Below are 22,693 nucleotides of genomic sequence, written 5' to 3' on the forward strand. Positions count from 1 at the left end.
ACCAATGTTAAAAAAGAAAAATTTAAGCGTATTAGTGGTAGGCTGTGGCAATATGGGAGCATCCCATGCCATGGCTTATCACATTTTAGATGGCTTCGAAATCTGCGGATTAGTTTCTATAGGCAACAGTAAAAACGTATTGAATGAAAAACTGGGCGGAGGCTATCCGCTGTTCAGCGATTTTTACGAAGCTTTATCTGCTACCCGCCCTGATGCAGTATGCATTTCAACTTATCCTGATACACACGAAGCATATGCCGTAAAATCGTTTGAAAGCGGTTGCCATGTATTTATCGAAAAACCACTTGCCGATACGGTTGAAGATGCGCAGCGCGTGGCCGAAGCCGCTAAAAAGGCAGGTAAGAAATTACTGGTGGGGTATATTTTACGCTACCATCCTTCCTGGGAGAAATTTATCGAACTATCGCAGGATATGGGTAAACCACTGGTAATGCGCATGAATTTAAACCAGCAAAGCCAGGGGCCAAAATGGACGGTGCACCGTAACCTGATGAAGAGCCTGAGCCCGATTGTAGACTGCGCCGTGCATTATATCGATGTAATGTGCCAGATGACGGGATCGAAGCCTGTGCAGGTGAGCGCCATTGGCGCAAGGTTAACCGATGAAATTCCGGAATGGAACTACAATTATGGCCAGCTACAAATCCGTTTCGAAGATGGCTCTATTGGTTGGTACGAAGCGGGTTGGGGACCAATGGTAAGTGATAATGCCTTTTTTATTAAAGATGTTTTTGGCCCGAAAGGTTCGGTATCTATTGTGGCAAAAGCTGCAGCTGCTGCGGGCAATTCTGATAACATTGATGCCCATACTAAAACCGAATCGATAAAGGTGCATCATGCCGACTTAAATGAGGCAGATGAATTTGCAAAAGCAGATGAATGGATCGATCTCAGCGATGAACCCAACCACCAGGAATTGTGCAACCGCGAACAGCGTTTCTTTTTAAAAGCCATACAGGAAAACATAGACCTGACCCGGCCAACCGAAGATGCTGTTAACAGTTTAAAAATCGCATTTGCCTGCGATGAATCGGTTAAAACTGGTGAGATGGTGCGGTTGTAAGCTAATCGTCATCTCGAGCGGAGTGCAACGTAGCCGAGAAATCTATTAAGATTTCTCCATTCCGCCACCGGTGAAAAACCGGTCGCCTCCAGTCGAAATGACGATCATCGCAAAGATTAAGCATCCGGAATATTAGGCTCTACCAGTTTAATTAATTTCTCAAGAGATTCCTGCCAGCCCAGGTAACACATTTCGGCAGGGATTACCTCCGGAATACCTTCCTGCAAAACCTTAAGGTCGGTACCTACCATTGTTTTTTCCAGCCAGATAGAAGTTGTCATTACACCCGGCAAATTCGGATCATCGAATTTATCGGTGTATTTTAAAAACTCGTTGGGTTTAACCTCCAGGTATTCGCCGCCAAAAGAGTGGCCATTACCAGTGGTGAAATTATGGAACGACATTTTAAAAGTACCGCCTACCTTTACATCCATGTTGCGTACTGTGCAAAGAAAACCGTAAGGTGGTAACCACGATGCAATGGCTAAGGCTTCGGTAAAGGCCCTGTAAATCTTTTCAGGTGATGCTTTGATTACCCTGTGCAATGAAACTTTATTGGTTGACATAACATTATTTTTTGTGTTCTCTACTCATATGGCTTTTCGGTTCGCCCGTTTTTTTATGGTTGCTGCTCCACTGCCCCTTGTTGCTAAAGGACTTAACAAAGGTGGCACGAAAAACCGGTTTTAAGTGTGGTAGTATGCGACAATTTTATGGGTAATTTAAGACTGTTTTGTTCATTTTCCCAATTGCATAAGCCTGATCTAAATTTACTACTGCCGGGCGTTACAACCTTAAGCTTACAGCCTGTTACTACCAAGTTGCAGACGGCGTGGGGATAGTAAGGTTTAGCGCTTACCCAAAATGTGGCTTTACGCTACTTTTTAGGTAACCAAATGGTAAAGAAAAATCGGCATATTTTGGCCGATTTGCTGGAAAATTGCCCCTTTTATTGAAAAGGTAAATGTACTAAACAGCAAAAGCCTATCGGTTAACAGGCTTTTGCTATTTCTTTATTAAGGCGGGCTAACGTTACTCACTCATGTAAAAAATCAGCTGGCCACCTTTTGTTAGCTGCTGATGTGTAATCTGGTTCTTATTTAAAGTTTTTCCATTTAGGGTAATGCGGGCAATGTAGTTTGCCTTGCTGGTTTTTTTAATGGTTTTAATCAGCAGTGTTTTACCGGTTTTAAAAGTAATGCCCGTTTGCTTAAACGCCGGGCTGGTAATTTGATAAACACCTGAAACGGGATCGACCGGGTAAAAACCGAGGGAAGCAAATATATACCAGGCCGACATCTGCCCTGCATCATCATTGCCACTCAGGCCACCCGGTCCATCACCATATTCCTCTTCGAGTATGCGGGTAACCTGTTTTTGTGTTTTGCGTGGGGCTGCGGTATAATTGTATAAAAACGGGATCTGATGGCCGGGCTCGTTCCCATGCCAGTATTCCTTTTTATCAAAAAGCGAATCAAGTTCGTTTTCCAGTTGCTTTTCTCCACCCATTAGCTTAATAAGGCCGGGCATATCATGCGGTACATAAAAAGTGTATTGCCTTGGTGTGCCTTCGGTAATATAAGGTTCGCGATGATCGGCATGGAAGGGGCTGTACCAGCTGCCGTTTTCAAATCTTCCTCTTGCCATTCCTACCTGTGTATCGAACACATTTTTATAATTCGAAGCCCTTTCCATTAGTTTTTTATAATCATCTTTTTTCCCCAGGTCTTTTGCTATCGTTGCCAAAGCATAATCATCGTAAGCGTACTCGAGGGTTCTGCTTACCTGTTCTTTTTTATGAAAAGCATTGGGGATACTATCTTCCATTGGGATATAGCCATATTTCAGGTAACTGTTAATGCCACGGCGGCCTTTGCCATTAAGGTAATCGGCCGAATCGGGCATTCGGAATGCGTTTTGCCGCATTAAGCGGTAGGCTTCATTTACATCATAGCCGCGAATGCCTTTGTTATAGGCCGAGGCTAAAAAAGCAGTGCTATGATCGCCAATCATGGCTGCGGTATAACTGTTCCAGCAGGGAAATATGGGTAACCAACCACCTTGCTGCCCTTTTAGAACTAAAGCATTTGCAAAATCGTTGGCCAGGTCTGGCTGTAAAAGTTCTGTTAGGGGCAATTGGGCGCGGTAAATATCCCACATCGAAAAGTCATCGTAATAGTTGCCTTTTGCGATTACTTTACGAACATAATTGCCTGCAAATTGAGGGTATCCTCCATCCACATCGTTAAACAACCGTGGGTGTTGCTGGGCATGGTAAAGTGCGGTGTAGAAAATCCTTTTCTTTTTTTCGTTGGTATCGTTAATTTTAATCTGGCCAAGCGATTGTTCCCATGCCCGGCTTGTTTTGGCCACAACGGTTTCAAAACTGGCGATATTAATTTCTGTTTCGAGGTTAAGCTTTGCCGCCTCAATGCTGGTAAAAGAGGTTCCTGAGTAAATGGTAATCGTTTCGCCTTTTTGCAGTTTAAAGCCCAGATAGGCACCCAGGTCTTTTTGGTTTTCGATAGATTGGTTTGCTGATCTGCTTTCAGCGCTAAATACGCCACTTGTTTTAAACGTTTTTTTAATGCGGATAAAAAAATAACCGTTAAAACCAGCAGGCTCGCCCCAGCCCTGATAAATGCGGTGAACCGGGTTATAGCCCGATATTTCGCCTTTTTGCTGGTCAATTTTGATGTAACCTTTTCCCTGATCGCTGTTTGGCGTAATTAACAGGTAAACGCTATCGGTTTTTTGTGCCGTAACTTTGATAACACCGCATCGCAATGTGGCAGTATGCTCAGTTAACAAATTATAGCCAGGTAAAATGGCCTTATAATAAGCTGGTGTAGCTACTTCGCCTGCATGCGTATAATCGGTAGCGTAAGCATTGGGGTTGGTTTTAAGTTTGCCCGAAATGGGCATGATGGTAAAACTGCCATAATCTTGCGTACACGAACCGCTTATCCAATGACTAGCCCTGATACCGTAAAATTTCTTGTTGTTGTAATAATAGGGGGCAAGGCATTTTTTTTCCGAAAGCTGGGTTTGTGGGGTCCACTGTGTCATGCTAAAAGGTGGTGCAACAGCAGGTATGGTGTTGGCCAGTCTTTCGGTTTTATCTTCTATATGTTGGCTGGCCAGTGTTGTACTGGCCGATGTACCCGAAAATGGTTGTACATATTTAATTAAAGGCTGTTGCTGCGCAAAGGCATTGGTGCAAGCGAGTACGAGAAGCAATGAAATGCCGGTAAAAAAAGTAACAGGTTTTTTTCGGGTAGGGGTGTTGTGGCTCAACAGAATAAATGGCATTGCAATTTTCATATGGGTAAAGGTAAATCAGGGGAGTGTTTTTATCGCCTCTTTCTGGTCGGCAGGCAGTTTAATATTTTTAATCGATACCTGCCCCGTTTTTTTCAAAATGATAACGTTGGGGTTTTCTGTTTTTTCAATTTCCAGGTCAGCTAAATTGATGCTACTCACATCATCAAAAATAATGGATGGCCTAAAATCTGTATCCTTATAATTCAATTTGATGTTTTTAAAGGAAATGCCTTTTGCGTGGCGTACATAAAAACCCCAGGATGGCAATTCGCCAAACATACTAAATTCGGGATAACCAGTTTCATTTTCGGTTACCTGATCCAATTGATCAATAGGAATATAGGCAATGGCTTTGGCGGCACCGCCACCGTAGGTAATGTCAATATTTTCGAGACTTACATTTTCGATATGATGCCCTGGAATACCCACAATAACTGCGGGCAATAAATTATGAGGCGGTGTTTTAGGCAGTGGCCCTTCAATGGGGTATCCGGCATCTGGTTTGGCATTTGGAATATCAGCTTTCAAATCTGCAATACGGATATTTTTTACCGAGCTATACTGCGCATCTTTATTTCTGTGGCCAAGGCGGATAAAGATGGCATTTCCGGTGTATTTTGCTACCACGCCCGCTATGTCTACCCCATCTATAAATCCACCATCTACTGCTTCGAGCGCTATTGCAGAGCGATAGGTATTGTAAACGGTTATATTTCTAACTTTTATGTTTCTGAAACCTCCATAAGAGCCTGTACCAATCTTAAAACCACTTGCGCTTGAGCGGATGGTGCAATTGGCTACATAAATGTTCTCGCAGGTTCCGGGGCGGCCTTCCGATTTAAGGCAAATGCCATCATCGGCAGCATCAATATTGCAATTGGTAATGCTTACGTTTTTGCTGTTTACAATATCGATCCCATCATTGTTCCAGTATTCGGTACTTTCTACGATTACACTGTCTATCGTTACTTTATTGCAGCTGGCAAAGTCTTGCACCCAACCGGCGCTGTTTTTAATCTTAACGTTTTTTACGGTAATATCTTCACAATTGCTAAAGGCAATTAACCTGGGCCTGTTGTATTCAGAAGGTCGTTTAACTACCCAGGTTTCGTCGTTCAGGGTGCCATTGTGCAAGAGCTGCAATAAACTTTTAACCACTTCGCGGCCCCTGCCATTAATGGTGCCTTTTCCGTTTATGGTAATGGAGTGTTGGTTGCTGGATGAAATAAGTGCTTGTGCCGCTTCTTTGCCATAATCGAGCCGGTTGGTACTGCCCAGTAATTCGGCACCCTTGTTGAGGTAAAGTTCAACCGTCGATTTTAGCTGGATAGGACCGGTAACAAACTGCCCCTGTGGCACTATTACCCGGCCACCCGATTTGCCGGCAGCATCAATAGCACTTTGTATGGCTTTGGTATTTAGCTTTTCAAGCCCTGGTTTCGCGCCAAAATCAACAATGTTATAGGTTTTGGTTTGTGCATTAACCAGGGTGCTATACAGCAAACAAACGACGGAGAAAGTAAGGGCTCTCATAAAATCTAAATTAAATTACGGGTGTACTATGCCTATGGTTTTGCGGTATTTCTGATACATTTGGAGTGCTACAGTAACAGGATTGCCAATGGTTTGGGTTGGGTAGTCTTTTCTCTGGTTTACCCATTTCCATTCCCAGTTGCTTACTTCTTCTTTAAACAGGTTGGTATTAAAATCAGTTTGCTGGTTTAGCGACTGCGCTGCGCGGGTAAAGAAAAGCTGCCACCTGGGTTTATAAAAATCACTTAACAAGCCGCTCCATTGCCTGCAGGCATATTCGTTTAAGGGGTTTTTGGCATCACCCCAAAGGGTAATCAGGTCTTTGGCGTTCATTTCATATAATGCTTTTTCAGCGGGTGTTTGCCCCCATTGCCTTGCAGTACTTACCCAGGGGCCAAGCATAAAATCTTTTCTGGTGGCCAAAAGCCGGTCCATATCATCAATAAGCGCTATAAAATGCTGGCTTTCTGTTTTAAATTTACCGAGGTCTTTTTGGCGATAGGCAGCAACGATTTTTCTCTGTATAGGCAAAGCATAGTTGGCCATTACCTGTCTGGTAACATCAACCAGGTCGTATTGAAAGCCATCGCTGGTTTTGCAAAGTGGTGCGGCTTTTACAAACTCATCCCAGGCCAGAAGCAGATCGTGCTCCCGGTAGTTTAAGGTGGTTTTTGCCCAGCGGGTTAACGAATCGAAAGTAGGGCGGGCCTGAATAATCGATTCGGCACCATCTCTAATGTATTTATCGGCCGGAACGTTGTACACGGTTTTCCGTAATATTTCCCATCCTTTTAGCGCATTTACATTGCTTTTTCCATAGCGGTTACGTACAAATTTGGGTAACCAGCTGTTCAGTTCAATGGGCTTGGTTTGCCAAACATTATCCATCATTAGTTCGTAAAGCACGGGGTTTTGTTCTATGCCTTCCATACTCAGGCCAATGCCTTTCATTTTGCCACTTTGCGGGTTGTTAAGCGCTTCGGCCGGAGCAGTTGCCACTACATCCATCCTGCCAAACAAGTTGGTGTTTCCGCCAAAATTATGCAGCATGTTCCAGATCCAGGGTTTGCCATAAAAACCTTTGGTGCGTTTCCAAACTGGTTCTATTTCGGTAGCCAGATCGAGCAAAATCATCTTATCGTTCGGCACTGCATTTAAAAGCGCTTCGGTTTGTGCTTCTTTCCAAAACTTCCGGTCGCTGTAAAAAAGCCATCCCTGCATTACCCAAATGGCTTTTGGATCGGCAGCCGACATGCCGTCGTAAATTCGGGCACTGAGGTTACCTAAATATGCGGGGTCGGCAGATGGTGGCTCATTCTCATTAAATGTATCGGCCGAGTAAAGGTGATCGGTGCCCAGCAATTCAGTTTGTTTCTGAAGAAACTTTTTGCCAATCTGCGCAAACATAGGATCTTCTGAATCGAGAATATAGGTATCGGCAAATCCATTGGTCCAGTTGGTGGCCTTAAGCTTTGCCTGGGGGAATTTATTTTTGAAGGCAGCAGGTACGTGTCCTGTAAAGGCAGGCAATACAGGTTTCATCCCAAGCGACCGTTGCCTGGCCAGAATTTTCTTTTGCAGCTCGAAGTGGCTTTTCATCCATGCTACCGGGAGCGGGCCACCCCAGCCATCTATATTGCCCATCCAAAACCACGAAAAATAAGCCGGGCCTGTAAAAAATCCTTTGAGTTCTTCATTTGTAAAGCCCATCTCTTTATATAACAGGTACCAGGTGTACTCTTCGCCGGTTATGGCAAGCGGCATGTTAATTCCGTGTAGTGCCATCCAATCTATCTCTTTCTCCCAGCGTGGCCAGTCCCACCAGCTCATGCTGTAATTAAAGGTGCAATAGTTTAAATAATAACGGTAATCGTAGGGCGTTTCTTTCTTTATTTTTCCTCTTACAGTGGGTAGGGTAGCAGGTAATTTTAAATTGGTGCCATTCCATGTAATCTGGCAATGTGCATATTCGGTGAGGTAATGGTAAAACGCAGAGGCAAGGGCAACACCACTGCTTCCTCTTAAAACAATTTGATTGTTTTTGCTTTCAATTTCAAAAATATCCCTGCCATTTAGGCTAGGCATACTTTCAGTAACAAAAGACTGATACCGTTTGGGTAAAATCCGTTTAATAAGTTGATTAGACGAAGCAAGATAAGCCTGCGACCATAGATTGCCGGCAAACAGCACAAGCAGTGCCGAGAGTAATATTTTTAATTTCATATCAAATTTTCAGGAACCACTTTTTATCGAAGAGGAACTTTAAGCCAAACAATTGTACAACTAACACACCCGTCCAAACTCCTGCTTGCTGCCATGCGGTTGGTATGGTATTAATTATCCCGCCAAATAGGAAGCTTGAAGTAGATTCGAAATTGAATAAGCCGTGGGCGCAAACATAAATTAATATCGAGTTGGTACCCATCCAAACCATGGGCATGCTCCATTTTTGCCAGGCCAGCACGTCGATGAGGAAATAGAAAACTGCAAACAGCAAAATACTCCAGCCTCCTGCAAAGAGTACGAAAGTACTGGTCCACATGGTTTTGTTAATGGGGAAAAAGAAACTGCCGGCTAGTGCAATAACCAGGAGTGCAGTACCAGAAGCAATTAAATATAATACTTTTTTAGCTGGATTTGGAGCTACCGCCTTATGCTGCATAAATGTTCCTGTAAATATGCCCAGCATGGCCGAGCAAATAGCAGGAATGGTGCTGAGCAAACCTTCGGGATCGTAAACAATACGGTGAAGTTTGCCCGGTAGGAACAAGCGATCGAGGTAGGCCGCAAGGTTACCTTCGCGGCTGAGTACGCCACTGCCGAAACCAGGAACAGGTATAAATCGCATAATGAGGTAATAGCCAATAAGGATGGACACAAACCAGATTACCTGTTTTTTTAGTGAAGTGTTGAGGTAAATTAAGGCAGCAAAACAGGTAGCCAAACCAATGCGGCCAAGCACACTGGCGAAACGGATATTTTCGTAACCTTTCCACTGCAGCATGCCGTTAACCACTGCACCCAGTAAAATTAAAATCAGCGTTCTTTTAATCAGTGCAAAATAAATACTACCCGAAGCAGCACTTCCATTCTTTTTATCGTTAAAATATTTCTGGTACGAAAAGGGAATAGATACGCCAGAAATGAAGATGAATAGTGGGAAAATAAGATCGTAAAAGGTAAAGCCATTCCAGGGCGAATGGTGCAGCTGGTTACTGATGCCAACCAGTATACGCTCAAACACCGAAAGGTTTGGGTTGGTGGCTATGGTCCAGTCATCATGATTTTGTACCAGTGCATGGTTTTCTTTGATCCCGTTGGCCAGTCCATGGAAAATTCCTTCGCCACTCACTATCCAGAACATATCAAAACCCCTTAAGGCATCGAGCGAAAGGAGCCGTTTGGGCTTGGCTGCAGGTTGCGCTGTTACAGGTGTGGTACTGGTATTATGATCCATTGTGCAGCTGATTGATTGGTTGGTTTTTTTATTTTTTAATCAAGGTGTTATAAATAATCTCTCCCTGGTCGTTAATGGCCTGTACACGCAACTGGCTGCTGGTAACCGAAAACAACATGAATCCATAATCGGAGGCTACCATTTCGGCATCTGTAATGAGTTTTACAGGCGTTTTTTCGGAAGCGGCACCAGAAATGAAATAATGAGTTTTTCCAGCTGGTTTAATGTACTGCAGGCTGTGTTCGTGACCTGTAAGATACACATCTACACCATATTTTTCAAAGGTTGGTTTTAACGAATTCCTAACGGCTTTGGTATCGTAAGCATCGGTACGGCTGCCCCCGGTGTAAATGGGGTGGTGGCCCACTACAATTTTCCATTTAATTGCTGGGTCGCTATCGGCCAGTGTTTTGACCAGCCAGCGTTTTTGGGCTGTTGTATCCTGTCCCTTTACATTGGGGCCATATTCGGCATTGCTGTAAAATTCGGGTATGAGTGGGTTGGTATCAATAAAAGCAATGAGCACCTGGTTATTGAGGTCGCCATTGATGGGCAGTTTTTTAGCATAGTAACGTGCGGGCATTTTCCACCTGCGGCTAATTTTTGAATAGTCTACCTGTGCATCAGGGTTCGATTTATAATCGTGGTTACCCAGCACCGGATACCAGTCCCATTGTAACGAAAAATCGGTATAAATATCTTCAAAAGAATATTTGAAAGAGGGATCCTGAGCACTGATTACACCACTTGGATAAAAATTATCGCCTGTAGAAATGATGAAATTAGCTTTTACTTCGCTTGCGGTAATGCCCATTTGTTTGGCAACCTGTTTTTGATGGTCGGCCCCATTCCGGCCCCAATCACCCATGGCGATAAAGTTTAAGGCAGCGGTTTCTTTGGTTAAATTTTTGCTTAACAGAGGAGTTTCTGATGGCGATTTAACCAAAACCTGTGCCTGCAATGTTCCACAGGTAAATAGGGAAAGGAATAGTAGTAAATTTTTAGCCATGAAAATAAGTTTAGGAAATGAAAAACGGGAGGCCATTGGCTTAAATGAAAAGAAGAAAAATGGGAATTTCTCAAGGCTAAAAGCCAGAGAAATTCCCAATCATGTTTAAACCGCCAGTTAGTTATATCCGGGATTTTGTACCAGGGTATTGTTGGTAGCAATAGCTGTACTCGGAATCGGGAATATACGGCGATAAGTATCGGTATTGGTTTTCGATAAACCGTAGGTGTTCTCGAATTTTCCAAATCTGATCATATCGTTGCGGTGCCAGGTTTCCCAGGTAAACTCTTTTGAACGCTCGTTATACAAGATATCTAAAGTTAAGGCGCCAAGCGGTGCAGATGTGGTACGGTTGCTCCTTACACTGTTTACCAAACCCAATGCCGTGGCACCTAATGTTGGCGTGCCGCCTCTGAAAATGGCCTCAGCTTTCATTAATATAATATCTGAGTAACGGAACAAAGGCATGTCGTTGTTTTGGTTACGGTTAGTTGGGTTGGTGTAATCGGGTAAAAATTTAATGTTCCTGTAACCGGTATTCCATGCAATTTCATCCTTGCCCAAATCGTAAGAACCTGCGCCTAAACGCGAACTACTTAACGGAGTTAAATTTAATGCATAAGTTAACGTTCCGGCTGGTGTACCTCCGGTGTAAAACTGATCGTAACCTAAATTCGTGGTGCTCACCATAATCGGACTTCCATCTGGCCAGTATTGCGGACCGGTAAGCCATTGTTTATTTCTGATATCGTTCGCATCATTAAAATTGGCATAAAACTCGGTTGTGGTCATTCTTGGTCCACTTGGTTTGTTGTTAGCCAGCCCATTACCACTGCTTTGGTTCATAACCGGGTTGGTAAATGAGCCAGCTGTAGAGCCTGAGTACGCATAGCGGATGCCCAGGTTCCGGTTTAAATCGTAACGGGCCAAAAACATGTTACCCGAGCTGGTTGCCGCATCAAACGGAATGGCAAAAATAAACTCCTTTTGCGTTGGCCCGTTGGTGGGATAAAACATTTGCAAATAGGTAGACATGGGTTCTATAGCATATAAACCCGAGCTGATCATTTGGTCGCAGGCAGCTATACAGTCATCGTAACGCGCTGTGCCGGTATATACAGCTGCATTCAGGTACATTTTTGCCAATATAGAATAAGCCAGGTATTTGGTTGGTAAACCATATGTTGCCATACCAGAAGTGGATTTTAAATAAGGGATAGCCGCTTTAAGCTCACTTTCAATATAGCTGAAAACCTGTGCCCTGGGCGAATTTGTTTTCAATGCTGTAGCACCATATAGCGTATCTAAGGGAACATTACCATATAAATCCATCATCATAAAGTACGACAGGGCGCGCATGGTTTTTAATTCTGCAATGTTGGTGCTTTTTGCTGCACCCGCTGGCGCTGATTGGCTAATAATTGAAATGGTTTGATTGGCGGTACCAATAATGTTGGTTAGGTACGACCAGCCTGCTGCAACCCAGGCATTATCTTTTGTCCAGGTGTGGCGATGTAATTCGAGGTACTTATTCCCGTCAATCCAATCGGAAGCAAAGATGGGCAGCACCGATTCGTCTGTTGAGCAGCTTTGTAAAAAGAAATAGGTGGTGGCATAATCGCTCCTTAAATTGATATATACCGCCCCCGATGCCGATGTTAACTGTGCTGCTGTTTGGGGATAGGTTTCTGGTGTAAGTTCTGAAGTAACAGGTACCTCAATTTTTTGGCAGGAGGTGAATATTAATGCCCCGGTAAGTGCAAATAATATTCCAAATAATATCTTTTTCATGTCCTTAAAATTTGTATTTTAAAATGATGCGTTAAGACCGAGTAAAAACGTACGGGTTTTCGGGTAGAAGTTGTTATAATCTATACCCGGGGCAGCACCGCCTTGATTAATCTCAGGATCAATTCCCTTGTACCCTGTAATGGTAAATAAGTTATTGGTTGATAAATAAACCCTAACATTATTTACATACTTAACCGGGTTTTTAAAATTGTAGCCTAAAGTTGCATTATCCAAACGCACATAAGAACCATTTTCGATATAACGATCTGAGTAGAACGAGTTTCTGGTATCCGTTACTTTATCATCGGCAGCGCTGTTTAGTATGTTATTCACTGCTGCACCTGCAGTGTAAGATAAATCTGCTTTGGTGGCGTTAAATATTTTATTGCCAAAGGTTCCCCTTAAAAAGATGTTCAGCTCTAATTCTTTATACTTGAAGGTGTTGCTCCAGCCCATTAACACTTTTGGCTGTGCATTGCCCAGGTAAAAATAATCGGTTCCAATGCCCGGAGTGGTTGTTGTAGAACCATCGCGCTTATAAAACAATGAATTACCACTGGCATCTTTACCTGCATATTTTAGCGTGAAAAACTGGCCAAGCGGGTAACCCACTTTCAGGATTTGTAAAGTTGCATTGGTTTGTCCCGGTCCTTCAGGATCTGAGTAACGAATAGAATCGGCATTGGAGATTGGGCCTTGTAAGCTGGTAATTTTGTTTTTGTTGTAAGCCATGTTAATGGTGCTTAACCAAGAGAAACTTTTGGTAGTAACCGGCGATACATTTAAGCTTACTTCGATACCTTTATTGTTGATGCTACCACCGTTTGCATACAATTGGCCACCGGGAACAAGTGCAGGTGGTACACCGTATTTGAAAAGCATGCCATTTGTGTTTTTATCATACACATCTACACTACCTGTAATTTTGTTGTTTAAGAATCCAAAATCAACACCAAGGTTTTTGGTTGATGTTCTTTCCCACTTCAAATCGGGGTTTGAACCTTGTATTGGTGCATAGGCTGCTGCCTGAACGCCATTATTGTAGTAAGTACCACTAATGCCATAAATTAACTGTCCATAATAGGCACCTATACCCGATGAGTTCCCGGTAACGCCATAACTGGCACGGATTTTTAAATCACTAACGAAAGATTGTCCTTTCATAAAACCTTCTTCGCTTACTCTCCAGGCTAAACCAACGGATGGGAAATAGCCCCATTGGTTATTTTTACCAAAGGCTGAGCTTCCGTCACGTCTGATTGAACCTTGTAAAAGATATCTACCCTTGTAGTTATAGTTTAACCTGAAAAAATCGGAGATTGACAAAATTCTTGCATAGGTTAGGTCGTTTCCTAAATTAATGCGGTAAGACGGAATGGCATAGGGATTACCCAAAGTAAGGTTTTGGAAGCCAACAAAATCAGTTGGGAAATTTGTACTTGAAGTTTGAAAACCATCACCAACAATATTATCCTGATAGCTATAGCCCAGAACAGCATTTAAGGTGTGATCGCCAATTTTCTTATCCCAGGTTAAGAAGGTTTCTAATATTTTATTGGTGTTTTCGAAGGTGCTTCTTAAAGCCGATCCGTTGGTGCCAAATACACCACCAATAAGGGTGTGTGCAATGCCAATACCTGGATCGGGATTGTTATAAAAGTTCGATGTTGGGTATTTTCCAAAATAACTGCTGTAGAACTCGCCATGGTTAGCAGTTGTTTTTTGATAAGAAAGGTTAATGTTGTAGGTAAAACCGAAAGGCAGTTTAACTTCCGTATTAAAGCCGCCAATTAAAACGTTGTATTTTGTTTCGTCCTGTGCATTATCGGCAATAGCCAAAGGATTAAAGTAACCTGTGTTATTCAGGTTTTCGAAGTAAGTTCCATCTGCATTGAAAATTGGAGAAACAGGTAAGCGTTTTGCGGCCTGTAGCAATACAATGTTTTGTAATGGTTCGTTAATAGATTTGCTACTTGAGTTAGACAGGTTTAAACTGAATTTTACTTTATCGTTAAAGGCATACTGATCGATGTTTAACCGGCCAATAATACGGTTTAATGAACTTTTAGATAAAATACCCTCTTTATTAAAATAGTTTAAGCTGGCGCTGTAGTTGCTGTGATCGGTACCTCCGCTAAAGGAAAGGTTGTGGTTTTGCGAATAAGCAGTAGAACGCTCAATGGCTTTCATCCAGTTTACATTTTCGCCTTTATCATCATTTGGCGAAAATGCTACCTTGTTGGCAGTAAGGTAAGTTCTTAATTGATCGGCATCCATTAAATCGAGCTGATTACTTACTTTTTCAGCAGCTACATAGCCACTGTAGTTTAACTGTGGCTTGCCCGATTTACCACGTTTAGTGGTTACTATGATTACACCACTAGCCGCACGGTTACCATAAATAGCAGTTGCTGCAGCATCTTTTAACACATCGATTGATGCAATATCGGCAGGCGCTATCGCTGCAATATCGGCTCCGGGGATACCATCAATTACGTAAAAGGGTGCTCCCGGACTGTTAATGGTAGATGCACCACGTAAAATTACTGCCGCAGGTTTGTTTGGGTCGCCACTGGCGCTAATGTTCAGACCCGGAACTTTACCTTGTAGCAACTGGCCAACATCTGCAATTGCGCCTTTATTTAATTCTTCGGGTTTTACCGAAGTAATGGCACTCGATAGGCCCTTGCGCGAACCTTTTCCGTAGCCTACCACAACAACATCTGTAAGTGAGGTATTGGCTTCGCTAATGGTTACTTTGTAGTTAGAACCCGTACCTATGGTAAGTTCTTTTGGCTCGTAACCCATAAAGGTAAAAACAAGTTTGTCGCCCGTTTTTGCGGTAATACTAAATGCGCCATTGTCGCCGGTAACGGTAACCTTATTGGTTCCTTTAACCGAAACGGAGGCCCCTATTATAGGCATATTGGCATTATCCAATAAGTTTCCTGTAATTTTTCGTTCAGTTTGCGCAAAGGCAACGTTGAACGATTGGCTGATAAGCAGAAAGAGCAAAATAATGCAGCCATAATTTAAGCTTTTGAATTTTGATTTCATGATTCTTGTAGCATTAGGTTCATAATTTGGTTTGTTAGTTTGGTATATTAATATTTGGTTTTTTAAAACTTAATGCTGGTAGGAAGATATTTAGCCACAAGAGCTTCGTAATAAGGTTTTAGTTCTGCCCAGCTTTTTTGGTTGGGGTTTTTCGAGTAGAGGTCGTATGGATTAAAAAGTCTTACCCATTTAAACAGCTCGTGGTCTTTTTCGCTCATCAAATGATCGTAAGCGTTTTCGCGGTGCTGGGCATAAAAAGAGTGGTACCTGAGCATGTACAAACCCGCCTCTGGAATGTAGGGTTTCATCATGTGGTACACATATTCATCGTGCCCCCACGACATGTGTACGTTATCCAAACCGCAGTTTTGGGTATATACGCCCAATTTGGTTTGATATTCTGGATTATTAATATCAGGATTAAGCTTAAAGAATTCGGGATATACGATTTTATCTGAATAGGCACAGCCAACCGGAAAGGTATCGCCTACTACTGCCCATTGTGGTTCTCCGTAAAGGCAGAGCACTTTTCCCATGTCGTGTATCAGGCCAACCAGTACCATCCAATCGGGGTGGCCATCATTGCGGATCGCTTCCGATGTTTGTAAAAGATGTTGCATCTGGTCCAGATCGGTATCAGGGTCAGAATCATCAACCAGTTTATTCAGGAAATCAAAAGCACTCCAAACGGGCATTTCTTCTTTATCGAATTTCAAGTATTCAGCTTTTTTCTGCTGAACAAAATCGTAGGTTTGGTAGGTATGGTTTAATTTGTAAAATTCCTTTACGCCATCTTTCTCTGTTTCTTCGTAATTTCTGAACTGTTCTTCTTTTTTATCCGCATTAATACTTGTCGGATCCGGGTAGCGGATTAAGATATCCTCTTCCCATTGGTCAAGATTTTTCAATGGATTCTGATTGTCCTTCGAAAGTGTGTTTTCGTTGCTCATAAGACTAGAAATGATTTGGTTAAATAATATGCTTTGGTTGTATAAAGTTGAGTTTTTGAAAACTTAAACTTTTACGTTTGGCCAATTTTATTTACTTAAACGATTACGTAAATTTTTATTTTTGGTTTGTTATTTGTTGATATACAGTTGTTTAATTTAATTTCGGGTAGCTGCTCGGTTATTACAGCTTTTAGCGAAATAGATGTGTTAAATAACCGTTGTTGTTACGATTATTTTGTATTTTCGTATAAGCGGATTGGATTTGTTACATGTAACCTTTCATCCGTAATTGATAACCAGATAGTTTACCCTTTATAAGAAATGCATCAAGTTTAACCTGGTGCATTTAGGCTTTTCCTTTTTTATCCAGATCGCTAAACCTAACATCAGGAATGGAATGACGGATGGTATAAAAGACCGGAGGATTGGCTGTGTGGTTGTCGATAAATCAAACAAAAACTAACAATACTTAAGGATTTAAAGATGTCGGGAGAGGTTAATATCAAAAGGCTTGCGCAGGAGTTGAATATCTCTATTGCCACGGTTTCGAAGGCGCTGAATGATAGCTATGAGATTAGCTTAAAAACAAAGAACAGGGTGTGGACACTTGCAAAAGAACTGAACTATACACCAAACCCTGCGGCAAGTAACCTCAGGAGTAACAAAACCAAAACCATTGCAGTTATTATTCCCTGTGTAGCCAATAACTTTTTCTCTCTGGCCATTAAAGGGATTGAAGAAATAGCCAGGCAATATGGCTACCATGTGCTCATTTACCAAACCCACGAAGACACCGAAATGGAAATGTCGTTTACCAACAGCCTGCTTAACGGCAGGGTAGACGGGATTTTAACATCGGTATCGAGCAATGAATACAACAATGAGTATTATAAAAACCTGGTAAATAAGATACCAATGGTGTTTTTCGACCGCGTTTACGAAGAACTCGATACTTTTAAGGTAACTACCGATGATTACCAGATCTCGTACACGGCTACCGAACACCTGATTGAACGCGGCTGTTCGAAAATCGCTTACTTGTACGGGCTCGAAAAACTTCCGGCAGGCAGGGCCAGGTTTTCAGGCTATTGCGATGCCTTGCAGGCACATGGTTTAATGGTAAGTGAGGAATTGGTGGTGCATTATAGCGAAGATGAAGAAACCAACCTGCAAAACATCAGCACATTGTTTAAGCAACATGCACCGGATGGTCTTTTCTCTTCAATAGAAGAATTTATTATACCGGCCTATTCGGCTTGCGTGGACTTGCAGTTGCAAATTCCTCAGGATGTTAAAATACTGAGCTTTTGCAATATGAGCTCGGCTAAACTGCTTAATCCTTCGTTAACCACCATTACACAACCTGCATTCGAAATCGGAAATGAGGCTGCAAAATGCCTGTTTAAGGTTTTAAATAAAAGGGGTATTGGCGATGATAAAGATATTGTGCTTAAATCTGTACTGATTAAACGGGCATCAACAGAAGGTTAATGATTACCTGTTTTTGGGCGGTATATCCGAAAACGTTTACGTAATTAAATAAAAGCTTTAAGGCTTTAACCTTGGGGATTTTTTCTGAATTTTAAAAAAAAACCAAATATAATCATCCCTTTTATGAACCACCTTTCTGTGCTCGATTGCATCGTATTTTTTATCTACTTTATTATCGTATCTGCTTATGGCTATTGGGTTTATCGTAGTAAAAAAAAGAAACAAACCGATACCAAAGATTACTTTTTGGCCGAAGGTTCGCTAACCTGGTGGGCCATTGGGGCATCCATTATCGCTTCTAATATTTCTGCAGAGCACTTTATTGGCATGTCGGGTTCGGGTTTTGCCATGGGGCTGGCCATTGCCAGTTACGAGTGGATGGCTGCCGCTACGCTGATTATTGTAGCGGTGTATTTTCTGCCCATTTATTTGAAGAACAAGATTTACACCATGCCGCAGTTTCTCTCCAGGCGTTATAACAATACCGTAAGTACTTTAATGGCTGTTTTTTGGTTGCTGGTGTATGTGTTTGTAAACTTAACTTCTATTTTCTTTCTGGGTGCTATTGCTATTGAAACCATTACCGGCATCTCGTTTAATACCTGTATTGTATTTCTGGCTATTTTTTCGGCCATTATTACCCTGGGCGGCATGAAAGTGATTGGTTATACCGATGTAATCCAGGTGTTTGTGCTGGTTATTGGCGGATTGATTACCTGTTACATGGCATTGAAACTGGTTGCAGAGAAGCTCGATACGCATACCGTACTGGGCGCGCTTCCACTTTTAAAAAGCGAAGCATCAGACCATTTCCACATGATTTTTTCGAAAGGTGATAAGTTTTATAACGAGCTGCCTGGCATTGCCGTGCTGATTGGTGGTCTTTGGATCAATAACCTGAACTATTGGGGTTGTAACCAATACATTGTACAGCGTGCCTTGGGTGCCGATTTAAAAACAGGCAGGAACGGATTAATCTTTGCAGCCTTTCTAAAATTACTGATACCGGTAATTGTGGTTATTCCGGGTATTGCAGCCTTTGTACTGTATCAACGAGGCTATTTTCAAGCCGAAATGCTCGATGCTGCGGGGGTAGTGAAGCCCGATCATGCCTATCCGGTATTGATGAATTTGTTGCCTGCAGGCATAAAAGGTCTGGCCTTTGCGGCCTTAACGGCGGCTATTGTGGCTTCCCTGGCCGGAAAATCGAATAGTATTGCCACCATTTTTACACTCGATATTTATAAAAAATACATCAAACCCGAAGCGTCAGAACGCAGGTTGGTTGCCGTAGGTCGCTGGTCTGTGGTATTGGCCTCGCTTATTGCCATTGTGGTGGCGCCAGCTTTAAGAAGTTTCGATCAGGTTTATCAGTTTATACAAGAGTATGTTGGTTTTATTTCGCCGGGAATATTTGCCATTTTCCTATTGGGCTTTTTCTGGAAAAGAACAACCTCGCGCGCTGCGCTTGCCGCCGCTATGGTAACCATCCCCTTGTCCATTTTCTTTAAGTTTCTACCTACAATTAGCAATGGATTAATCGGTAACATACCTTTCCTTAACCGGATGTCGTGGGTTTTCGTTATCGTTATTTTACTGATGGTTGTGGTAACACTCACCGATCCAAAAAGCAAAGACAATGAACAAGGGCTGGAAATAGACCGCACTATGTTTAAGGTTAGCCCTGCATTTGCAGTATGCTCGGTAATTATCTGTGGTATTCTGGCCGCGCTGTACATTGTATTCTGGTAAACAGATACAATACCAATCGGCGGTAGTTTTATTAAGTAAGAATCAATTCAACAATAATGAAAATTAAAGTATTCATTGCGCTTGCCCTGCTGTTTTCGATTAGGGTAGTTGCACAACAAACCTATAACATTAAAAAGTTTGGAGCTGTTGGCGATGGAAAAACAAATGATGCCATTGCCATTCAAAAGGCAATTAATACCTGTAATGCTGCAGGTGGCGGGCAGGTAGTTGTACCCGCAGGCCATGTGTTTTTAAGTGGCCCGTTCGATTTAAAATCCTTTGTTGAGCTACGGGTAGAAGGCGGCGCGAAAATTTTAGCAAGCCCCGATGAAAGCCTGTACACCAAAAGTGCTTTCCGCGAAAATAAAGGCGAAGGAACCATTTGGATAGGTGGCGAAAAACTGGAGCAGGTAAGCATTACCGGCAGTGGTGTAATTGATGGCAACGGAATTTCTTTTATGGGCGAAGAGCTAAGCGATTCTTATGTATTGAAACCTTTTAACGTTGTAGATCCGCGCCCGCACCTGCTCACTTTAATCGACTGTAAAAAACTGAATATTGATGGGGTTACTTTTCAAAATTCTGCCTATTGGACAGTGCATCTGGTAGGTTGCAACGATGTTTCCATTTCGAATATTACCCTGCTAAACAGCATTAAAATAAGAAACAGTGATGGCATTGATTTAGACCACAGTAAAAATGTGAGGATCAATAACTGTTATATCGAATCGGGCGATGATTGCATTTGCCTTAAAAACCGCCGCGAATATGAAGAATATGGCGCCTGCGAAAATATTGTGATTAGCAATTGCACCATGACTTCGAGTTCCTGTGCCATTAAAATAGGCTCTGAAAATATGGACCGCATTAGCCATGTACTCATTAATAACTGCAATATCCGCAACAGTAACAGGGGGCTGGGTATCCAAAACCGCGATGAAGGAACCGTGAGTGATGTGGTTTTCTCGAATATCCTGGTCGAATCGAGGCTTTTTACTGATGTTTGGTGGGGTAAAGCAGAGCCGATTTACATTACTGCCTACCCGCGTGCTACCGCCAATAACAAAGATGCCGGCTGGCGTTTACCAAAGGGGCAAACCAAAGGCAAGGTAGGGGCTGTTACCAATATTTATTTCAGCAATATCCGTTGTACTGGCGAAAGTGGCGTGTACATTAGCGGCGAAAGCAGGAATAAGATTTCGAATATTTATTTCGATCAGGTAAGTGTGCTCCTGAATAAAACCACTAAAGAAACTGGCGGGGTGTACGATCGCCGGCCGAGCAATGTAGAGGGGCTGGTAAAAAGTTCAATTGCTGGCTTTTACTTCGAAAACACCGGGTATGTAAGTTTAATGAACAGTGCGGTAATCTGGGGTGCAAATAAACCTGCTTATGCGGGTAAAGCTATCGAACAGAAAAATACAGCAGACATCCGGGTGGTGAATTTCCATGAAAATAAAAATGCACAGTAATTGCTTTCGTAAAGAAAAAGTGACAAATGAGGCGCAGATTTACTTAAACGCTTTAGTAAGTATTTAATCGAATAACTTAAACGTTTACGCAAATAAATAGGAGTATATTGGATTTAACAACCCGATTTTTTTAACAACTTAGCCTAACAGTAGTGCTGTTTTAACCGTTTCTATTGTGTATTTATTGGTTTGAGATGAAAAAAAGTATAAACGTGTTGGTCGATTTATTTGGGCAGTCGATTATTGAGTTGCCTGTTACCTACACCATTAGCACAGATGAAGCCAGACCCACCGAAGCGATGGTGAGCTGCAAAATTACGCTGGCTGATGATGATATTCCGGGCTGGCTTTATTCCAGGAATTTCAGTTTCTTTTTCTCCCAAACCAATAACGCCAATGCCGCTATACTCTCTATTTGCCGTGCTGCCGGAAAACAAAATGTTTATTACGAACAGATGCTCAACGTGGTTTCCGATTATATCTGGTTAAAGGAACTTTATCCCGAAAAGCAGAAGAGCAAGGTAACGTACTAAAGCAGACTGCAGAGTGGGGTAACCCAACATCGAAATTGATATGACAACCAAATATAAAAAATTAGAACAAACCTGGCGCTGGTATGGGCCCAACGATCCGGTAAGCTTACAAGATGTAAAACAGGCTGGCGCTACAGGTATAGTTACGGCATTGCACCATGTGCCGCATGGCGAAGTATGGACTGTTGCTGATATTATGGAACGCAAATCGATTATCGACGCTGCAGGCCTAACCTGGTCGGTGGTAGAGAGCGTTCCGGTACACGAAGCCATTAAAACCCGTAGGGAAGATGCTGGTAAGTATATCGAAAACTATAAAATTTCACTTCAGAACCTGGCAGCTTGTGGCTTAAAAACAATATGCTACAACTTTATGCCTGTGTTAGACTGGACCCGTACGCAACTCGACCTCGAAATGACCGATGGTTCGAAAGCGTTGTATTTTAACTGGATAGACCTGGCTATTTTTGACCTGTATATACTCAAAAGACCAAATGCTGAAGCCGATTACCCGGCATCGGTTTTAACACGGGCAGCAGAACGTTTCAGCACACTCGATCAGCAAGCCCTGGATGCGCTGCGGGTTAACGTGCTGATGGGGATCCCGAACGAAAAGGAGATCGAACTCGAAACCCTTCAAAATAGTATTCAGGAGTATCAGGCCATAGGCTTTGATGGCTTAAGAGCAAATCTGGTGTATTTCCTTTCGGCTATTGCCGGGGTTTGCGAAAAGGAAGGTATTAAAATGACCATCCATCCCGATGATCCTCCATATCCCATTTTGGGCCTGCCCCGAATTGCCAGCACAGCCAATGATTTCGAATTTATATTAAAAAGTGTAGACCAGCCTTTTAACGGCGTGTGCTTTTGTACTGGTTCGCTGGGAGCGGGCGTAGACAATAATGTGCTCGAAATTTTTAACGTGGTAAAATCGCGTACTTACTTTGCACATCTTCGTAATGTAACCAAAGATAGCGATGGAAGTTTTTACGAGGCCGATCATTTGGGTGGCGATGTAAATATGTACGAGATTATGAAAGCATTATCAGCAGAAAATGCTTTAAGAGATATTGCCATTCCTTTCAGGCCCGACCACGGTCACCAGATGCTCGATGATTTGGGCAAACAAAGTAATCCGGGTTATTCTGCCATTGGCAGATTAAGAGGGCTTGCTGAGCTTCGCGGCCTCGAGGTGGGTGTAACCGGAAACTATTAAGGAGCTAATTATTATTTATCATCC

At 42.5% G+C, this 22,693-nt stretch carries 15 protein-coding genes; 6 read left to right on the forward strand and 9 right to left on the reverse strand.

Annotated elements, in window-relative coordinates; translation table 11 throughout:
• Positions 1–4 precede the first annotated feature (4 nt).
• Entirely contained in the window at positions 5–1,084 is a 1,080-nt protein-coding gene (locus DBR40_RS02720) for a Gfo/Idh/MocA family protein (protein ID WP_124558276.1), read from the forward strand.
• Between the two features lie 116 nt (positions 1,085–1,200).
• Here the strand turns inward: DBR40_RS02720 and DBR40_RS02725 are convergent, their stop codons facing one another.
• From DBR40_RS02725 to DBR40_RS02765, 9 genes are all read right to left on the reverse strand, one after another.
• Positions 1,201–1,650: an SRPBCC family protein gene (locus tag DBR40_RS02725; protein ID WP_124558277.1), complete on the reverse strand. Its 450-nt coding sequence runs from the start codon at positions 1,648–1,650 to the stop codon at positions 1,201–1,203.
• Positions 1,651–2,116: 466 nt separating this feature from the next.
• Positions 2,117–4,408, reverse strand: coding sequence for a GH92 family glycosyl hydrolase (locus tag DBR40_RS02730; protein ID WP_233603779.1), 2,292 nt, complete (start codon positions 4,406–4,408; stop codon positions 2,117–2,119).
• Between the two features lie 15 nt (positions 4,409–4,423).
• Positions 4,424–5,941 (reverse strand): glycoside hydrolase family 28 protein, encoded by a 1,518-nt coding sequence (locus DBR40_RS02735; protein ID WP_124558278.1) that lies wholly within the window; start codon positions 5,939–5,941, stop codon positions 4,424–4,426.
• A gap of 15 nt (positions 5,942–5,956) precedes the next feature.
• On the reverse strand, positions 5,957–8,164 hold the full coding sequence (locus DBR40_RS02740) for an alpha-N-acetylglucosaminidase (RefSeq protein ID WP_124558279.1): 2,208 nt from the start codon (positions 8,162–8,164) through the stop codon (positions 5,957–5,959).
• 1 nt (position 8,165) lies between these two features.
• Positions 8,166–9,398, reverse strand: a complete 1,233-nt coding sequence (locus DBR40_RS02745) for an acyltransferase family protein (protein ID WP_124558280.1) — start codon at positions 9,396–9,398, stop codon at positions 8,166–8,168.
• Between the two features lie 28 nt (positions 9,399–9,426).
• A complete protein-coding gene (locus tag DBR40_RS02750; RefSeq protein WP_124558281.1) occupies positions 9,427–10,407 on the reverse strand; it encodes a purple acid phosphatase family protein in 981 nt (326 codons plus the stop codon).
• Between the two features lie 117 nt (positions 10,408–10,524).
• A complete protein-coding gene (locus DBR40_RS02755) occupies positions 10,525–12,198 on the reverse strand; it encodes a RagB/SusD family nutrient uptake outer membrane protein (protein ID WP_124558282.1) in 1,674 nt (557 codons plus the stop codon).
• Positions 12,199–12,216: 18 nt separating this feature from the next.
• Positions 12,217–15,255, reverse strand: coding sequence for a SusC/RagA family TonB-linked outer membrane protein (locus DBR40_RS02760; RefSeq protein WP_124558283.1), 3,039 nt, complete (start codon positions 15,253–15,255; stop codon positions 12,217–12,219).
• 62 nt (positions 15,256–15,317) lie between these two features.
• Positions 15,318–16,205, reverse strand: a complete 888-nt coding sequence (locus DBR40_RS02765) for an inositol oxygenase family protein (RefSeq protein WP_124558284.1) — start codon at positions 16,203–16,205, stop codon at positions 15,318–15,320.
• A 483-nt stretch (positions 16,206–16,688) separates the two neighbouring features.
• Here DBR40_RS02765 and DBR40_RS02770 point away from each other — a divergent pair, with 483 nt between their 5' ends.
• From DBR40_RS02770 to uxuA, 5 genes are all read left to right on the forward strand, one after another.
• Positions 16,689–17,696, forward strand: a complete 1,008-nt coding sequence (locus DBR40_RS02770) for a LacI family DNA-binding transcriptional regulator (RefSeq protein WP_124558285.1) — start codon at positions 16,689–16,691, stop codon at positions 17,694–17,696.
• A gap of 123 nt (positions 17,697–17,819) precedes the next feature.
• Positions 17,820–19,448 (forward strand): sodium/sugar symporter, encoded by a 1,629-nt coding sequence (locus DBR40_RS02775; protein WP_124558286.1) that lies wholly within the window; start codon positions 17,820–17,822, stop codon positions 19,446–19,448.
• A gap of 56 nt (positions 19,449–19,504) precedes the next feature.
• A complete protein-coding gene (locus DBR40_RS02780) occupies positions 19,505–20,920 on the forward strand; it encodes a glycoside hydrolase family 28 protein (RefSeq protein WP_124558287.1) in 1,416 nt (471 codons plus the stop codon).
• Positions 20,921–21,114: 194 nt separating this feature from the next.
• A complete protein-coding gene (locus DBR40_RS02785) occupies positions 21,115–21,453 on the forward strand; it encodes a hypothetical protein (RefSeq protein WP_124558288.1) in 339 nt (112 codons plus the stop codon).
• A gap of 40 nt (positions 21,454–21,493) precedes the next feature.
• The gene (gene uxuA / locus DBR40_RS02790; RefSeq protein WP_124558289.1) at positions 21,494–22,669 is read left to right on the forward strand and encodes a mannonate dehydratase; all 1,176 of its coding nucleotides are present in this window, start codon (positions 21,494–21,496) and stop codon (positions 22,667–22,669) included.
• The last annotated feature ends 24 nt before the right edge of the window (positions 22,670–22,693 follow it).

Origin of the sequence: Pedobacter sp. KBW01 (assembly GCF_003852395.1) — a bacterium.
Taxonomy (GTDB): domain Bacteria; phylum Bacteroidota; class Bacteroidia; order Sphingobacteriales; family Sphingobacteriaceae; genus Pedobacter.